This window comes from Dyadobacter sp. 676 (assembly GCF_040448675.1).
GTDB lineage: Bacteria > Bacteroidota > Bacteroidia > Cytophagales > Spirosomataceae > Dyadobacter.
The window spans coordinates 5,551,941-5,569,228 of the sequence record NZ_CP159289.1 but is presented as its reverse complement, the minus strand read 5'-3'; the positions used below and the strand labels follow the sequence as shown (position 1 = coordinate 5,569,228).

Genomic DNA, 17,288 nt, shown 5'->3' with positions numbered 1-17,288 from the left:
GTCAGACATTTGCAGTGTAAAAAACAAACGCAAAGATGAAAATCGCAATAACAGGTTCGTTAGGAAATATTTCCAAACCCCTTGCCGAAACGCTGATCGCACACGGGCATTCAGTTACTATCATTTCCAGCAACGGAGCAAAGCTCCCGCAAATCGAAGCTTTATGCGCGCAAGCCGCCATCGGCTCGGTGACCGACCCGACATTCTTACAGTCGGTCTTTGCAGAGGCCGACGCGGTATATGCGATGATCCCACCCAACTATGCCACGCAGGACCCGGTCGGGCATTACCGGCAGGTCGCCACCGCTTACGCGGAAGCACTTGCCGATTCGGACGTCACAAAGGTCGTGCATTTAAGCAGTTGGGGAGCCGATCTTTCGCAGGGGACAGGATTCATCCTTGGCTCGCATTATTCGGAAAAGATCCTGAATGAAGTTACCGGCAAGGCAATTACCCATCTTCGTGCGGGTTACATCTACTACAATCTGTATCATTTCATTCCAATCATCAAAGCCACAGGCGTCATCTCGTCCAACTACGGCGATAGTGACCGGATTCTGATGGTATCGCCGCTCGACATTGCCACGGCCGCTGCCGAAGCACTGCTTTCCGCAAATGAAGGAATACAGGTGCGTTATGTAGCTAGCCAGGATGTCACCGCGGCCGAAGCCGCCGCAATAGTGGGAAATGCCATCGGCAAGCCAGGCTTACAATGGAAAACGCTGAGCAACGACGAGTTGAGACGAAATCTCGGGGCTAGCGGCGTGCCTCACGATGTAATCGAAAACACGTTGCAGCTGGGCGCCAGCATCCACGACGGCAGCCTGCGCAGGCATTTTGATCAAAGCGGCCCCCACGTTTTTGGGAAAGTACGGCTGGAAGACTTTGTGAAGGAATTTGCCGCTGTATACCACAACGCGTAAATTAGAGGCATGTCGTCGCAACGCATCAAATCAATCAGCGAGTACCATCATATTATGGGATTGCCCAAGCCAGGGCATCCCATGATCAGCATTATCTCATTTGAAACAATCAAACGGCTCCCCGCCGGCGGCCCCATTAAACTGGTCCTTCCTTTTTACAGCATCGGGTTAAAGCGCAATTTCAACGCCCGGATGAAATACGGTCAACAGGAATACGACTTCGACGAGGGGATTCTAACGTGCATGGCGCCCGGCCAGGTGTTGCAAATTGAGACGGAAACAGACCAGCTGCTTAACCACTCCGGATGGTTACTGCTCGTACATCCGGACTTCCTGTGGAGCAGTCCGATGGCATCAAAGATCCGGCAATACACCTATTTCAGCTATGCCGTGCACGAAGCGTTGTTTTTATCGAAAAAGGAAGAGCTAACCCTGATTGCTATTTTCAAAAACATAGCAAGAGAATATCAGGGTGGTGTCGATGCCTTTACGCAGGATTTGATCGTCGCCCAACTGGACATCCTCCTGATTTACATTAACCGATATTACGCACGGCAGTTTGCGACGAGAAAAATAGCCAACCACCGGCTTCTTGAAAAAGCGGAAGAGCTGCTGGCCCGCTATCTCGATAGTGGCCAATTAGCGGAAACGGGCCTTCCAACAGTCCAAATTATCGCGGAGCATTTAAGTGTTTCTCCTGGTTACCTTAGTGCCGTTCTGAAAACTGTGACCGGCAAGAGCACACAGCAGCATATCCAGGAAAAGCTTTTGGAAAAAGCGAAAGAAAAATTGTCGGCAACAAGTCTTTCCATGGCCGAAATTGCTTACGAATTGGGATTCAGCCATTCGCAGTCATTCAGCAAATTTTTCAGGTCGCAAACGCAACTTTCCCCCACGGCGTTTCGCCAATCGTTTACAACCGCTAAAAATATCGTTGGAAACTTGGATAGCATTCAGCACTGATATCAAGTACAAGCATTACCGGTCATTACCAGACCAGGCGCGCTGTCTTACCGCCATACGGTAAAGTGTTGTGCACTATATATAATTTAATTATATATTTGCGTAACTAACTCCGTGTTCAAATTGACTTAAAAAACTCAATGGATCTTCTACGGTTTTCCAGGTTTAACCGACTGCACCGGCGCTTTTATCAACAGGCAAATAAGCGTAGAATGAAACAGAGGAGGCTATTGCCGGTACTGTTTACCTTACTATTCACGCTTCTATGGGCGGAAGCCATGGCCACCGCCCAGGTTCCCGACAGATTGGTTTATAATGGAGACACCCTTCTCATTTTCTCGAACCCGCTTGAACAACTTTACGCGAAGGACACAACCAGGCCTGGTTTCTTTGGCGTTAAAGCCCCTTGTATTACAACAGCATGCTGGCGTGGATATGTGGCGGAATGGCAAATCAAAAATGAGCAGCTTTATCTAACCGGCATTTTCAGTTGCTGCTTTTCCGAGGATAGCGTGAAAGCGGATTTAAAGAAGCTATTTGGCGCAAAGCTGATCGACGGTGCAGTCAAAGCCGATCGGTTTAGCGGTAACATTCTGGCCCCCCAGGGCAAACGACTATATTACGTTCATTTGGGCTACGAATCGATCTATGAAAAAGAACTGGAGCTTCAATTCAGAAACGGGCATTGCATCGGCAGAAAAACGTATGACAACACGAAAACAAGGCTATCTGCTTACAGTCAGAACCAGTCCGTGCTGCAACGATTCCTCTATTCTAACATCAGATGGAACGATTTACCCCGACTCGATGGCAGGGAAATCAAGGTATTTGCCTGGTTCTCGGCAAATGAAAACGGCATCATTGACACCGTTATGGTATTGCGGGGTCACAGCCCGGTTTTTGACCAGGAGGCGATGCGCGTGGTGAAAGCCATTCCCGACTGGGACGTTTTTTACCGGCACGGCAAACCTCTGAGAAACGGCTATATGCTTCCAATAATTTTCAGCAATGCTAATAAAGAAAGGTACGGTAGATAAGATAGGTTGTCCCTTGCTGAAATAACCCGACGGGACATCCGGGCGTACCCTTACTTACTTTTTAACTAAGTCTTAGTTCTCCCGAATCCGGATATTGCGAAACCACACCTTTTCTTTGGCATTGTGGTTTTGAAGGGCGATTTTACCGCGGTGATGGGCGGTGGCATATGGCCAGTCCCGGAACTTGCTTTTTGCGACGTTTGCCTTCCAAGTCGCGTCGCCATACTGATAATCTGCTACCAGTTTCCCGTTCAAAAAATGGCGGACATGCTCTTTGGAAACAGCTATTTTCCCAGTGTTCCAGCTTTCGGCGGGCTTGAAAGCCGTTGCGTCCAGCGGCGGATTCATGTCATAGTTTGCACCGGTAAGCTGCACGGGTTTCAAGCCGATATTTTTTCCGGTGGAGTCTTTGACTACGTAATTCTTATCGTCGATAATCTGGTACTCGGGTGCGGAGAAAACGGTGCGTTTGATATCCGGTTGCTCTATAACCTTATAAAGTACCCCGCTATTGCTGCCTTTCGGGATTTTGAACTCAAATTCGAGCTCAAAATCGCCGTATTCTTTGTCGGTGACCAGATCTCCACCGGTGCCATCGGTTGTGAGCGTACCGTTTTCCACGAACCATCCCACCGCCTGCTGCCGGTTATAGCTGTGCCAGCCTTCCAACTTCGTTCCGTCGAAAAGGACTACCCAGCGGCCCGGAGCACGAAAACCGCAGGCCAAGGCTATGACAATGTTCAATAAAAAGAATGCGGCTAAACGGCTGACTTTGAAACTGGTCATATTGATTGGAAATGGTTATGTGCGGCCTTTAAATTACCAATTTGCCGCTATACCCGCAACCTGAAACAGCTGTTATTCCGGCTTTTTCCCAGCGACGGCAAGTCCGCAAAGGTTAGATACGGAAAATTCACCTGGCCCATGCACAACTGCTCAACGTGCAATTGTGCATGGGTGCCTTCGTTGATACACTTCTACGAATCTATCGAAAACACGCCGGTTAATTCGTAAACCGCGCTATTACATAGAGTTCAATACCGTATGTAGCCAAACGCGAAATCACGGTGTCGTTTAATTCCCAGTTGATAGCGAGGTAAACAAAGTTAAGTTAGTCTATTAATTAAATAGATTGTATTTTAGCAAAACATTTCATCCTGAACTGGAAGTATTTTGCGAAATAATTAAACTTTACTTAGAAAGTCCGGCTCTCTCATGTATCTACCCAGGTTCTTTGCCGATACTGGTCCCGACAGCTTATCTGATCAAAATTTGCTGCTGGCGTTACGCAGCGGTGAGCGGTCGGCTTTTGACGTGATTTATAGCAGGTATTGGCAGCTCCTCTTTGAAAATGCCATGCGCAGGGTTGGGGATGAAGACCAGGCGAAGGATATTGTCCAGGATGTGTTTGTGAGCATGTGGGACAACCGGCAAAAGGTGGAAGTCGTGGATCTGAAAGCATACTTACTGGCTGCCGTCAGAAATCAGGTATTTTCGCTGATCGCGCGGGACAAGGTGAGCGATAAATATTTCAAATACCTGGAAAGCACCGGACTGCCCGTGTCCACAACCGATTTCGACCTGCACTACAATGAACTCCTGGGCCAATACGATCACCTGGTGGCCCGCATGCCCAACAAACAAAAGCAAATCTTTCAACTCCGCTTTGACGAGGGCCTTCCTACCGCCCTAATCGCCGATCAATTAAACATTACCCAAAAAACCGTTCAGAACCAGCTATTGAAGGCGGTGCATTTTATTAAATCGGCGCTGTTCAGCCTGATACTTTTCCTGTAAGCCCCCAAAAAACCGGGTGTCGATAAATTTATCTGTCGCCGGCGTGGGAGATTTGCCTTTTTGCCTTACTAGCTATCAGAAGCAGGGAATATGGACAAGGCAAATTTCAGAAATCTGGTAAAACGCTACCTCGACGGCACGGCCACCGAGGCAGAACGCCGCTGGCTCGAAGCTTACGACGAGTCGGTCGGGCAGGATTCCTGGTATCGGCTCGATGCAACGGAAGCTGATCGCATAGGAAATGAAATTGCGGCGGGAATTGACAATAACATTGCTGCACGACCGGCCAGGCACTCGGCATGGCGGGCATATAGCGTAGCGGCCATGCTGGTCCTTGCGATCGGTGCCGGCCTGTTTCTTGTCCTGAAAAAAGATTTGCCCGACACTGCCCGGCCAACCTACACAGAAATAAAGGTCCCATTCGGAAAAATTAAAAAGATAAAGCTGGAAGACGGTACGCAGGTCACCCTCAACGCCGGCAGCTCTTTGACCTACCCCGCTACTTTCGAAAAAGATAGCCGGAAGGTTTCTCTCACGGGAGAGGCGTTTTTTGACGTGGCCCATCAAAATGGTAAACCATTCATAGTCAACACACAAAAGCTGCAAATCAGGGTGCTTGGCACCCGCTTCAACGTAGGCAGCTATCCGGGCGAAGAAACCGCCCGGGTGGCTGTTGTATCCGGTAAAGTTTCAGTGCAAAACCGGGCAAAATCTGCTGATCATGTGATCCTTACTGCCGGTGAATTTGCGCTTGGCACAGTTGCGGGATTACAGAAATCAAACATTGATTCAGCGGCGGTATTGGCCTGGCAAAACGGACAGTTGAATTTCAAAGATGAAACCTTCAAAACCGTAGCGGCGGCATTGGAACGTCGCTATAATGTGCGGATCCGTGTAGCTAAGGCGATTGAGCAATGCAGGGTATACGCCAATATTGGCAATGAGCCCGTGCAGGAAGCGCTGGGCGCATTGGCTTTAATGATGCAGGCGCAACTGAGCGGCTCGGGGAAGAATTTTCAATTTTCAGGAACAGAATGTCACTAAACCCTTTCGACATGCAGCCCAATAAATCACCATGAACAAAAAACTCCCTGCGCGAACAGGGAGGTGAATCAATGCTTAACGAAGGTAAAATGCAGGCCTAGGAAACCAATTGCATCTACCGGTCATAAACCTTAATTCTTTCTAAAAGTATGAAATCAATATCGTTTACCAAACGATTGTATGGCTGTGCCATGAAAGTATCTGCCCTTTTGCTGGTATTGGGAATACTCACCACCGTGGTGGCCGCACCCGAAAAGGCGCTGGGCCAAAAGTTGCTCGACCAGCTCGTGACACTGCGCGTACAGAATGCGCCGCTCACTTCGGCGCTGGACCAGTTGGCTGCCAAAACCGGTGTGAACTTCCTCTACTCAGCCAACGCAATCCGCTCCGCCCCACGGGTAAATGCGGATTTTGAAAACAAGAAATTAAAGTCGGTGCTTGATAACCTGCTGCCTCCCGCCAACCTGGCTTACCATCTGGAGGGCAATTACATAATCATTAAAGCAGCTGAAAAAGCGATTAAAGCCGCTCGCGACAGCCAGTCCGAAATAGGCGTTTCGGGTACAGTGGTGGACGAAAGGGGCGTGGGGCTGCCGGGTGTGAATATCGCCATCAAAGGCACTACGAAGGGAACTTCTACGGACGCGGAGGGCAAATTCAGCCTCACCGCGGAAGATAGGAGCAGCGTGCTCGTGTTCTCGTTTGTAGGTTACCAGGCGCAGGAAATTACGGTCGGCGACCAGTCGCAGCTGCATGTGAAAATGGTACCGGATAACAGTCAGCTCAATGAAGTGGTGGTGATCGGGTATGGCACCCAAAAGGTAGCCGACCTGACAGGCTCCGTCGCCCAGCTGAATCCGGCCACGACGCGCTCGCTGCCGGTTGCGACCATTGACCAGAAAATGATGGGACAAGTGGCCGGGGTGCAAATCCAGCAGGTATCCGGCGCGCCGGGAGCAGGTACTTCGGTTAAAATCCGGGGCAGCGGTTCGCTGGGCGCAGGTAACGAGCCACTTTACGTCGTGGACGGAATGCCCTACTCTTCGGGTTTAAATGCGAATACCAATCCGCTGCTTTTTATCAATCCCAATGATATTGAATCGGTTACTGTTTTAAAAGACGCTTCGTCCACCGCTATCTACGGATCGCGCGGGGCCAATGGGGTGATCATGATCACTACCAAAAAAGGCGGCTTCGATCGTACGGAAGTGAACGTATCCTCCATGCGTGGTGTGCAAACCGTTCCGCAACGCGGCCGCCCGCAGCTGATGAACCAGCGCGAGTTTGCCGAGTTTCAGCGCGACCGCATCGATATCGCAGTGAAAAGGCTGGAAAACCGGCAAGGTACCCTGGAAGATTATCCGGTGGCTTACCGGAACCTGGACGCGCTTAACGGGCCCGGCACGGATTGGTATGACTTGCTGCTGCAATCCGCCGCAATCCAGGACCACAACTTCAGTCTGCAAAAAGGCTCCAAAGAATCGCTGCTCTCATTCAGTCTGGGCTATTTTAACCAGGAGGGTACCGTTAAATACACGGGTGTAGAGCGTTTCAGCAGCCGCATTGGTTTTGATTCCAAAGTGGGAAAGGTGATAAAAGTAGGCGCTTCCCTGCAGCCAACCTATATTAGTCAGAAACGTACTGCTACCAACCAAAGTCGAGGGGATATTATCGGAGTGGCCAACTGGGCTAATCCGGTGATGTCGCCTTATGATGCAAACGGGAATCTGATCCCGTACATTACCTCGCCCCAAAGCAAGTATCACTCGGCGTGGAGCTTTGCGAATCCGCTTTTCGTGCTGCGCGAAACGGTGCAATCCGAGCGCGATTTTCAGAACCTCGGAATAGCATTTGCGGAGTGGGATATCACGCCCGAACTGCGGCTGAAAAGCTCGATCAACACCATTTGGTCTACTTCCAAATACAATCAATATGTACCCAGTACGGTAGGAGCGCCTAATGCACCGCCTGTGCCGGGAACGGGGGCTGCGTACAAAGCCAATGGAGAAAGTTTCAACTGGCTGGTGGAGAATACATTGAATTATGAAAAAGAGTTGGGCGATCACCGGATCGATGCACTTTTGGGCTACACTACCCAGAAATTCCGCGGCACCGGCGTTTCCCTCACGGCGCGCCCTTATGCAAATGATCTGATCGAGACCATCAACGGCGCGCAGGCAATCAGTGCGTGGGGCGAGGACGTGAACGAATGGAGCATGATTTCATACCTGGGAAGATTGAATTATGCTTTCAAAAACCGCTATCTGCTCACAGCTACATTCCGCTCCGACGGTTCTTCGCGGTTCGGGGAAAACAACAGGTTCGCGTTTTTTCCATCGGTAGCGGCCGCCTGGCGTGTTTCCGAAGAATCTTTTTTCCAGGATATTAAATCGATCAATAACCTGAAACTACGCGCAAGTTTTGGCAAAAGCGGCAACAACAATATCGGTAACTACTCGCATCTGGCGGCGATCAGCGCGGGGGCTTATGTTTTTGGAAATAACCAGGTTACTGCGGCTACCGTTGGTCTTTCCAATCCCTATCTGGGTTGGGAGGAATCCAATCAGATCGATGTCGGCGCTGATCTTGAAATGTTCAACAGCCGCCTTTCGCTGGCGGTGGATTATTATTACCGCAAAAGCATGAATATGCTGCTGCCGGATGTGATCCCTGCGATTACCGGCTTCACTTCTCAAACCGTCAACAAAGGAAATATCCGCAACACAGGCGTGGAAATTGCGCTCGGCGGGACGCCCGTGCAGGGTGCGCTCAACTGGGACGTGAACTTCAACATGGCCATCAATCGCAATAAAGTACTCTCGCTCAACGACAACGGCGACCGCATTCTGGCCGGAAATAACGACGGGAATGCAACCAACGTGTCGGTAGTAGGCAAACCTATCGGGCAGTTTTTCGGGTATGTGTTCGATGGATTATACACCGCCGAGGATATCGCCAATCCCGATCTGATCAAAACCCCGCAGGTTTACGAAGGCAATATCCGCTATAAGGATATCAACGGGGATGGCGTGATTACCGATATGCTCGATTATACGATCATCGGAAACCCGCAGCCCAAGTTTGTTTACGGATTAACCAACAGCTTGTCTTACAAAAATTTCAGCCTGAACGTGATTGTGAACGGACAATACGGCGGGCAGGTGATGAACGGGCTGCGCCAGACGGTGGACAACCTGCAGGGATTTTTCAATGTAAGCCGGGAATGGACCAACCGCTGGCGCAGCGCGGATAATCCGGGCGACGGCCGGCACTACGGCATTCCCAAATTGACCCCCAGCCTGGGCCACCGCGTTTCCAACCTTTGGGTAGAAGATGCGAGCTATTTGCGCATTTCCAATATCACATTAAGCTACAATCTGCCCGATCGGCTGATGAAGGCGACGCGGTTCATCAAAGGCTGCCGCATTTACGCTACCGTGCAAAACCTGGCCACATTTACAAAGTACGGCGGGGCCAATCCCGAGGGACAAAGTGCGAGTGTGAGCAACACGCTGGCACCGGGCATCGATATGTCGTCGTACCCGCTGGCGCGCACCGTTTCAGGTGGTATCAATCTGAGCTTCTGACCATTAACCGAAATTTGATTGAAATGAAAAAGCTATTGATCCTGCTGATAGCAGGCATATCGAGCAGTTGCGACAACGATTTCCTGCGGCTGTACCCGGAAACAACCCTTAACGAAAGCAACTTTTATAAGTCCGAAACCGAATTCATCCTTCTGGCAAACGGCTGCTATGTGCCGCTGCGTAACCTGGAAAAGGTAGACCACTGGGTAATGGCGGAGCTGCCTTCGGACAATGCGAGTTTTCAATACAGTAATGTTACCGGAGAGGCTTCCAAAGGCGTGATCGACCAGTTTATTATGTCCACCAGCAACGTGGCCTACGCCAGCTTTTGGAATACTTCCTATAATGGGATTACCCGCGCCAACAAGCTGCTCAACGAGATCGACCGGCCGGAGGTAACCTGGTCCAAAATGTCGCTGAAAGAGCGCACAGCCGGGGAAGCCAGGTTTCTGCGTGCGCTGTATTATTTCAACTTGGTGCGCCAGTACGGCGGCGTTCCGCTGGTATTGAAGCCGATCGGTTCGCAGGAGGCGGTAGGTATCAAGCGGTCGGGCGAGCAGGAGGTTTATGCCGCCATTATTGAAGACCTGAAAGCAGCCGCCGCGCACTTTGCCGCCGCACGCGATGTAGAGGAAAACGGCCGCGCTAGCGAAGGCGCCGCGTTGGGACTCCTGGGAAAAGTGTATCTCACCACCAGACAACACGCATTAGCCGAAACGGTACTGAAACAGGTGATAGATTTAGGAAAATACAGCCTGCTGCCTGTTTACGACGATCTTTTCAATCCTGCAAACAAGGATTACAAGGAGACTATTTTCTCCGTACAATACTCGGAAAACAATGCGGAGCTGGCCAACCGGTTTTTGTTCTGGTTTGCCCCCTGGTCATCGGGCGGGGAAATTACGAAGCGGCCTAATATCAATCTGGTCGGCGGCGGCTGGAACCAGCCTACGGACGATCTGATCGATGCGTTCGAGGAAGGCGACAAGCGTAAAGCAGCTTCGATTGCGATCTGGCGAGGCAAAGATTGGGACGCGGTGGTGAAGGATATTCCATATTGTAACAAGTTCAAAGCCCCGCTTTCCGCCCCCGACGATCGAACTGGCGACAATATGCCCGTCCTGCGCTATTCCGACATCCTGTTAATGTACGCCGAAGCACTCAACGAACAAGGGAAAACCGGCGAGGCAATTCCATTTGTACAGCAGGTACGAACACGCGCCGGACTCACCAAAGCGATCACCGCGGGTAGCCGGGCCCAGCTGGCCGCACTGATTGCCAAAGAGCGGCAGGTTGAATTTTGTTTTGAAAACCAGCGCTGGTACGACCTCAAACGCACCGGAAAAGCATTGGAGGTAATGAGTGCACATGGCGCGAGGGAAAAGGCTAAAAAGTCGTTTTTATACGCCGCCGCCTATGAAATGGAGGCTTTTAAACTACTGGCGCCCGTGCCGGAAGAACAGGTGCTGGTCAACAAACTCGAACAAAACCCCGGATATTAAATTTTTGATTCTATGAAAAAGATATTGCAAGCCGCATGTATCCTGGCTGTTGCGTTTGCCTCTGTTTTCGCCGTGCGTTTGAAGCAGCCGAAAGCGGCCAAACCGAATGTGATCATCATCCTCGCCGATCAATGGCGGGCCGAAGCGGTAGGCTACGCGGGAAACAAAGATGTAAAAACGCCGCATATCGACAAGCTGGCCAGTCAGAGTGTCAATTTCAAAACCGCGGTATCCACCATGCCCGTTTGCACGCCTTACCGCGCCTCGCTGCTCACCGGGCAGTATCCGTTGAAGCACGGATTGTTTTACAACGACAAGCCACTGGCCAATGAAGCTTTGACAATGGCCGAAATTTTCAAGGAGAACGGCTACCGCACAGGCTACATCGGCAAATGGCACGTGAACGGCCACAAAAATGGCGAAGGCCCGTTCAGCGCGCGCGACAAGCCGGTACCGCGTGAGCGCCGGCAGGGGTTTGATTATTGGAAAGCGCGCGAGGTAACGCACGATTACAACAATTCATTTTATTTTGATGAGAATGATAAAAAGGTCTATTGGGAAGGCTACGACGCATTCCCGCAGACCGACAGCGCCATCGGTTTTATCAAACAATCCGGCAAAAACCCTTTCCTGCTGGTGCTATCCTGGGGGCCGCCACACAATCCATACGAAACGGCACCTGAGAAATACCAGAAAATGTACGACCCCGCCAAACTCAGGGTTCGTCCGAACGTACCCGCCGAAATGCAGGACAGCGCCAGAAAAGTGCTGGCCCAATACTACGCGCATTGCACGGCATTGGACGATATGACCGGAAAATTGTTGGACGCACTCGAAAAACAGGGCATTGCGGAAAACACGATCGTGGTATTCACCTCCGACCACGGGGATATGCTCCTTACCCGCGGGGTATTCCGCAAGCAGCGCCCCTGGGACGAATCGGCGCTGGTGCCCATGCTGATCCGCTATCCTGAAAAGCTGGGCAAAAAGGGCATTACCATATCCAAACCGCTCGGCACTCCCGATATTTTGCCTACCCTGCTCGGTTTGAGCGGCATCAAAATCCCGGCCAGCGTACAGGGTACCGACGTTTCCGCAGGCATTTTGAAACCCGAGAAATATCCCCTGGACGCGGCGTTGATTACGTTGCCGGTACCTTTCCACGAGTACAATTTCAGCAATGGCGGCAGGGAATACCGCGGCGTGCGCACGGAGCGGTACACCTACACGCGCCGACTGAACGGGCCCTGGCTGCTTTATGACAATCAAACCGATCCGTACCAGCAAAACAACCTGATCGGCAAGCCGGAGTACAAGAAAATCCAGTCGGAGCTGGAAGCGAAACTGACTAAAATGCTGAAAGACATTGATGACGATTTCCAGCCTGCGGATGTATACATGAAGCGCTGGAACTACAATTACGACCACAAAGACAGCCTGCGCCCGGCTTCCTATTACGAAGAATTGAAAACCAGATAATATGAAAAACGCGACGCTCACAAGCATACATCGGCTCGCAATGCTTGTCATGCTGGGTATTGTCCCCGCCATTTCTGCCTGGATAGTGAAAAAGCAATCCGCCGATCCAAAAAAGCCCAATATCATTTTCCTGCTGACCGACGATCACCGCTGGGACGCATTAGGCGTAATGGGGAACAAAATTATCCAAACCCCTAATCTCGACGCGTTGGCCCACAACGGGATATTGTTCCGGAAGGCCTACGTAACTACCGCGATCTGCTGCGTAAGCCGGGCAAGCATTATGAGCGGGCAATACGAATCCAGGCATAAAATCAATGATTTCACAACCGATTTCAGCCCCGGGGCCCTGGCACAGACATATCCCGCATTGCTGAAAAAGCAGGGGTACAAGCTCGGTTTTATTGGAAAATTGGGCATCGACGTCAAAAACCAGCCCGACTCTCTGTTCGACTACTGGTCGAGCCCGAAGGAGGGGCAGCCGGTGTACGAGCTGATCAACAAGAGCGGCAAAATAGTGCACCATACCGATAGTGTGAATACGGACATTGCCCGGTTTATCGATCAGTTTGCAGATAAAGGCCCGTTCAATCTTTCGGTGAGCTTCAAAGCCCCGCACGAGCTCGACGGTAACCCACCTACCTATCCGGTTCAGGCCCGTTTTAAGGATTTGTACAAAAATGCAGCTATTCCCAAACCCGAAACTGCCGACCCCAAATACTGGGACAAGCATCCCGACTTTTTCAGAACCGATAAAAACATTGGCCGCGAACGCTGGAAGCCGCTTTTCGCAACCGAAGAGCTCCGTCAGGAAACCACCCGGAACTATTACCGGCTGATTTCCGGCGTAGACGAAGTAGTGGGTAATCTGGTGGCGCAGCTGAAACAAAAGGGTATTTATGAAAACACCGTGATCATTTTCATGGGGGATAATGGCTTTTCGCTCGGCGAGCATGGTCTGGAAGGGAAATGGTTTGGTTTTGAAGAATCGATCCGCATACCGATGATTATTTCAGGTCCGCCTTTACCTAAAAACCTGGTTGGCAAAAAATCAGATGCGATTGCGCTCAATATCGACGTAGCGCCTACCATGCTCGCACTGGCCGGGGCCGAGGTGCCTGCCGGAATGCAGGGTAAGGACCTGCTGCAATTTGCCAGCGGCAAAGTCGCGCCGCGCAAGGATTTCTTCTACGAACACACCTATCTCGGAAGTCCGCGCCTGCCGAAAGTGGAGGGTGTAGTAGGACAGGATTTTAAATACATGAAATACATTGAACACGATTACGAGGAGCTTTATAACACCGGTAAGGACCCGCACGAGACTACCAATCTTGTAAAAAATGAAGCGCACAAGCAAAAACTTTTGCAAATGCGTGCGCGCTACGAAGTGCTGAAAAAAGAAGTTCAATAGCCCGCGTTGCCGGCAAAGCTTATTCCCCGCCTTTGCCGGCAACAATAATATTCTTTCCGCCTCTGCGGACAGGCCAAAGTAAACACCCATTTCCCGGCCTTAGACATACCATCCCGAATTACCCGCGCGTAGATTGTGTAATTATTGACCGAATCATAAGCATTTTCCTGATATGTGTATGGCGGTAGTCCCGTCGAACGAGACCAGAATTCCCTATTTTGAAGAATTCACGCAAGAAACGGGTTTTCACAGAGCAGAGGAATGAAGAATTTTGGCAAAAAACACAAACATGTGCATCAGGTAAGCAATCCTTCGATATTGTATTTTGGTGTAAATCGTCAGCGAAAAGTGGACAACTTTGAATGAAAGTAAAGAGAGTGTTTTCCTAAAAATGAGTACTTTAAATCATGGGAAACACAAAAAAGCCTACACCTGAGAATTACATTAAGGACATTCGCCGTAAGACCCGACGGCTTTTCACTGCCGAGCAGAAGGTACTGATCGTGATGGAAGCGCTGCGTGCGGAGATCTCGGTCGCCGAGCTGTGCCGCAAACACCAGATCAACGAATCTCAATTCTATAAATGGAACAAGGAGTTTTTGGAAGCTGGAAAGAAACGGCTGGAAGGTGATCTGACGCGAGAAGCCACGACAGACGAAGTCAGCGAACTGCGTAAGGAAAATGCCCGACTGAAAGAAATGGTGGCAGATCTGTTTTTGCGGTATGATATCGTAAAAAAAGTTTGACGATGCTGGATTAAACCTCAAATACCGAAGATTTATGAGATTATCGGCATCAGAAAAATACGAGATTATCCAGACTGTAACCCAATCCGAACTGGGTGTCAAAAAGACGTTGCAGGAGCTTGGTATTGCCAAAAGCACGTTTTATAAATGGTATAGCAAATTCCTGGATCATGGATACGATGGCCTTTTGAGCACGAAGAAAGCGTCGAACCGGCAATGGAACAGCATCCCTCAACAGCAGAAAGACCTGGTTGTCCAGCTAGCCCTGGACCAGACAGACCTGTCCTCCCGTGAACTAGCCCATTACATTACCGACACGCAGCAGGTATTCATCTCTGAGTCAAGCGTCTACCGGATACTCAAAGAACGTGGATTAGTCAGTGCCCCGACCCATATTTTAATAGCGGCATCGGATCAGTTTAAGGACAAAACCGCTTTTGTCCACCAGATGTGGCAGACTGACTTTACCTATTTCAAAGTAGTCGGATGGGGGTATTACTACCTGAGTACGGTTCTCGACGATTACAGCCGGTACATCATCCACTGGGAGCTGTGTAGCAGCATGAAGGCAGATGATGTGAAAAGGACCGTTGAGCTTGCTATAAAAAAGGCAAGAATAAAAACCAAAGCTAAACCCAAGTTGCTCTCAGATAACGGGGCGTGTTACATATCCAGCGAGTTGGGCGATTATCTGAAAAATACGCTTCAAATGCAACAGGTGCATGGCAGACCGGCCCATCCGCAGACGCAAGGAAAGATAGAACGTTACCACCGGACCATGAAAAATGTGGCCGCCATGGAATGGTCAAGCTCGAAAATTTCTTTCACCCAGACCAGCTAAGGGAAGCAATCGGCAAATTTGTAGAACGCTATAACAACCAGCGGTACCACGAATCGCTGAACAATCTGACGCCTGCTGACGTCTACTTTGGCCGCGGTGAACTCATTTTGAAAAGAAGAGAGCAAATCAAAAATCAGACCCTGAAACAGCGCAAAATCCAGTATCTAAACCAAAAATTAATAGCTTTATAAACCTGAAAATACTCTCTAAGCTGTTGTCCAAGTTAGTTTGAAGACATACAGTAGTTGTCCAGTCCCCAAGTTGCCTATTTGCATTATCTCCCATAGCATATAGACTACCATCGGTATACAACACATAATAAGTACCAACAAAACTTGTCATTCCTATCATTTTGATAGTGCCACCAGAGTTAGGCAAAGTCATTTGAGTTGCCCTGTTTCTAGACGCATAGGCAGTGCCATCTCCCAGATAACTGTAAGTTCCCCAAGTCCATAGCGTACCATCAGCACGTAAGGCTAACATATTGTTAGCACCTCCTCTAAGGGCAACCACATTATCCAAAGTCGGGTTACCTGGCTCTGCGGTGGTTACGCGGTTCCAGGTATGATTTACAGTCGACAAACCAGCACCTGCGGCGCTGGCATTTTGGGTTAATACCCATGCTTCTCCGCTACAAGTCAGTACTGCCAATGTTTTGGCAGTACCAAACAAGCTCTTAACGTTGCCCGGCTCCACCCCTTGCGGCAAGCCATAGGTATTGCTCCCGGCTATGGTCACAGGCCCCATAGCAGCTGTCGACTTGACAGTGGTAGATAGCATTTGATTCAAACCAGACCAGGCATATAAGCCTTGTGTTGTTAGCACCACGGCTTGACCAGATCCGATAGCTGCTTTTAAGACTGTGCCTTGCAAACCCGGAAAGTTGGTGCTATTAATTACTAATGGGCTGAGTACATTACTGACACCGTTATTGTCCATGCCATAGCCAAACACCTTAAACGTACCATCTGATTCCTTAATGATTGTATTATCATTGCCAGATATCATATTATCGTACTCAATTGTTGCAGCATCATTGTTGGAGTTGAGGCCATAATTGCTGTTGCAGCCGGCTGTGCATTGCGCCTGTGCTCCATGTGTTCCGGCAAAGAATAAGACTACTAATAGAAAGAACCCGATTTTATTTATAAAATTTCGTTTCATACCTTTTTGAGTTTAATAGTGTATGTATAGATAATGGTCACCAAGTGCCTGTTTTAACGGCGGATTTATGTTTCCTAATGATTGCAGACCATACGATAAGTTCATGCCTCTGCGTAGCGTTCTAGCCAAAATTGCCGCAACCGGAGCGGTCCTGCCAAGAATAGCGACGCCATCGGGCAGGTGGTCAGTCTCTCCTGCATGCTGGCAATTAACCATGCCAGCTTGTTCTAAAAATCGTCTCATTTTATTTTTAATTTATTGTTAAAGTGATGCGAAATTTTCAATTGAATACTAGGGACTCTGAATGAATCTAATCTCTGACAAGAGAATAACTACGGCATTTTTCGATCAAAAATTGATATCAGAGTTGTGAAAATGATGCCCAAATTCGATTCCTGTTTATAGCAAACCTCACGACACATACGAACCGGCGTTGATTCAATTAAATATACCCTCTGAACTTTAATTCAAGTATGTGATTGCTTATCTGATCTGCGTGATTTACTAGTCTTTGTCTGCGTCGGATATACGAACCTCGCTCTGATTTGCACGATGCGATGACCTGGAAATAGGCCGGGATATCCGACCTTAGTTTGCAATTGTGAATGCCTCCGAGCAATACCTTCCTGATAATGCCAGGTTGCTAATTGCACAGCGGGTACTTATACAATTAAATTTGCGAAAAGCATCTCTTTATGTTTCAGTTTTCTAACGTGTTTGTGTACGATCATCTCAAATTATGACTACAATATGTATTTGTGGAAAATTCGGTGAAATTGACCACCCCATTTCAG

The 17,288-nt window shown here is 49.5% G+C and carries 11 protein-coding genes and 1 pseudogene; 10 read left to right on the top strand and 2 right to left on the bottom strand.

The window, feature by feature from the left end:
- Window positions 1-35 precede the first annotated feature (35 nt).
- From ABV298_RS24740 to ABV298_RS24730, 3 genes are all read left to right on the top strand, one after another.
- Window positions 36-923, top strand: a complete 888-nt coding sequence (locus ABV298_RS24740; protein WP_353718809.1) for an NAD(P)H-binding protein — start codon at window positions 36-38, stop codon at window positions 921-923.
- Between the two features lie 9 nt (window positions 924-932).
- The gene (locus ABV298_RS24735; RefSeq protein ID WP_353718808.1) at window positions 933-1,886 is read left to right on the top strand and encodes a helix-turn-helix domain-containing protein; all 954 of its coding nucleotides are present in this window, start codon (window positions 933-935) and stop codon (window positions 1,884-1,886) included.
- A gap of 212 nt (window positions 1,887-2,098) precedes the next feature.
- Window positions 2,099-2,923: a hypothetical protein gene (locus ABV298_RS24730; protein WP_353718807.1), complete on the top strand. Its 825-nt coding sequence runs from the start codon at window positions 2,099-2,101 to the stop codon at window positions 2,921-2,923.
- A gap of 72 nt (window positions 2,924-2,995) precedes the next feature.
- Here ABV298_RS24730 and ABV298_RS24725 read toward each other — a convergent pair whose 3' ends face one another.
- Window positions 2,996-3,709 (bottom strand): DUF1080 domain-containing protein, encoded by a 714-nt coding sequence (locus ABV298_RS24725; RefSeq protein ID WP_353718806.1) that lies wholly within the window; start codon window positions 3,707-3,709, stop codon window positions 2,996-2,998.
- 486 nt (window positions 3,710-4,195) lie between these two features.
- On the opposite strand from ABV298_RS24725, the gene ABV298_RS24720 reads away from it, so the two are divergent.
- The 7 genes and pseudogenes from ABV298_RS24720 to ABV298_RS24690 all read left to right on the top strand — a co-directional run bounded on the left by ABV298_RS24720 (window position 4,196) and on the right by ABV298_RS24690 (window position 15,521).
- Entirely contained in the window at window positions 4,196-4,720 is a 525-nt protein-coding gene (locus tag ABV298_RS24720; protein ID WP_353718805.1) for a sigma-70 family RNA polymerase sigma factor, read from the top strand.
- A 90-nt stretch (window positions 4,721-4,810) separates the two neighbouring features.
- The gene (locus tag ABV298_RS24715; protein ID WP_353718804.1) at window positions 4,811-5,764 is read left to right on the top strand and encodes a FecR domain-containing protein; all 954 of its coding nucleotides are present in this window, start codon (window positions 4,811-4,813) and stop codon (window positions 5,762-5,764) included.
- Between the two features lie 149 nt (window positions 5,765-5,913).
- Complete coding sequence (locus ABV298_RS24710; RefSeq protein ID WP_353718803.1) at window positions 5,914-9,351, top strand: TonB-dependent receptor; 3,438 nt, start codon at window positions 5,914-5,916, stop codon at window positions 9,349-9,351.
- A gap of 23 nt (window positions 9,352-9,374) precedes the next feature.
- On the top strand, window positions 9,375-10,853 hold the full coding sequence (locus tag ABV298_RS24705) for a RagB/SusD family nutrient uptake outer membrane protein (protein WP_353718802.1): 1,479 nt from the start codon (window positions 9,375-9,377) through the stop codon (window positions 10,851-10,853).
- A gap of 12 nt (window positions 10,854-10,865) precedes the next feature.
- Window positions 10,866-12,332 (top strand): sulfatase, encoded by a 1,467-nt coding sequence (locus ABV298_RS24700; protein WP_353718801.1) that lies wholly within the window; start codon window positions 10,866-10,868, stop codon window positions 12,330-12,332.
- A 1-nt stretch (window position 12,333) separates the two neighbouring features.
- Window positions 12,334-13,743: a sulfatase gene (locus ABV298_RS24695; protein WP_353718800.1), complete on the top strand. Its 1,410-nt coding sequence runs from the start codon at window positions 12,334-12,336 to the stop codon at window positions 13,741-13,743.
- A gap of 407 nt (window positions 13,744-14,150) precedes the next feature.
- A pseudogene (locus ABV298_RS24690) lies at window positions 14,151-15,521 on the top strand (IS3 family transposase).
- On the opposite strand, the gene ABV298_RS24685 reads toward ABV298_RS24690, so the two are convergent.
- Entirely contained in the window at window positions 15,457-16,494 is a 1,038-nt protein-coding gene (locus ABV298_RS24685; RefSeq protein ID WP_353718799.1) for a hypothetical protein, read from the bottom strand. The pseudogene ABV298_RS24690 and the gene ABV298_RS24685 sit on opposite strands and share 65 nt — an antisense overlap.
- Window positions 16,495-17,288 lie beyond the last annotated feature (794 nt).

Excerpts from the sequence above, each read along its gene's own strand:
- ABV298_RS24740 (WP_353718809.1), top strand. The coding sequence starts at position 36 with ATGAAAATCGCAATAACAGGTTCGTTAGGAAATATTTCCAAACCCCTT.
- ABV298_RS24735 (WP_353718808.1), top strand. The coding sequence starts at position 933 with ATGTCGTCGCAACGCATCAAATCAATCAGCGAGTACCATCATATTATG.
- ABV298_RS24730 (WP_353718807.1), top strand. The coding sequence starts at position 2,099 with ATGAAACAGAGGAGGCTATTGCCGGTACTGTTTACCTTACTATTCACG.
- ABV298_RS24725 (WP_353718806.1), bottom strand. The coding sequence starts at position 3,709 with ATGACCAGTTTCAAAGTCAGCCGTTTAGCCGCATTCTTTTTATTGAAC.
- ABV298_RS24715 (WP_353718804.1), top strand. The coding sequence starts at position 4,811 with ATGGACAAGGCAAATTTCAGAAATCTGGTAAAACGCTACCTCGACGGC.
- ABV298_RS24710 (WP_353718803.1), top strand. The coding sequence starts at position 5,914 with ATGAAATCAATATCGTTTACCAAACGATTGTATGGCTGTGCCATGAAA.
- ABV298_RS24705 (WP_353718802.1), top strand. The coding sequence starts at position 9,375 with ATGAAAAAGCTATTGATCCTGCTGATAGCAGGCATATCGAGCAGTTGC.
- ABV298_RS24700 (WP_353718801.1), top strand. The coding sequence starts at position 10,866 with ATGAAAAAGATATTGCAAGCCGCATGTATCCTGGCTGTTGCGTTTGCC.
- ABV298_RS24695 (WP_353718800.1), top strand. The coding sequence starts at position 12,334 with ATGAAAAACGCGACGCTCACAAGCATACATCGGCTCGCAATGCTTGTC.
- ABV298_RS24685 (WP_353718799.1), bottom strand. The coding sequence starts at position 16,494 with ATGAAACGAAATTTTATAAATAAAATCGGGTTCTTTCTATTAGTAGTC.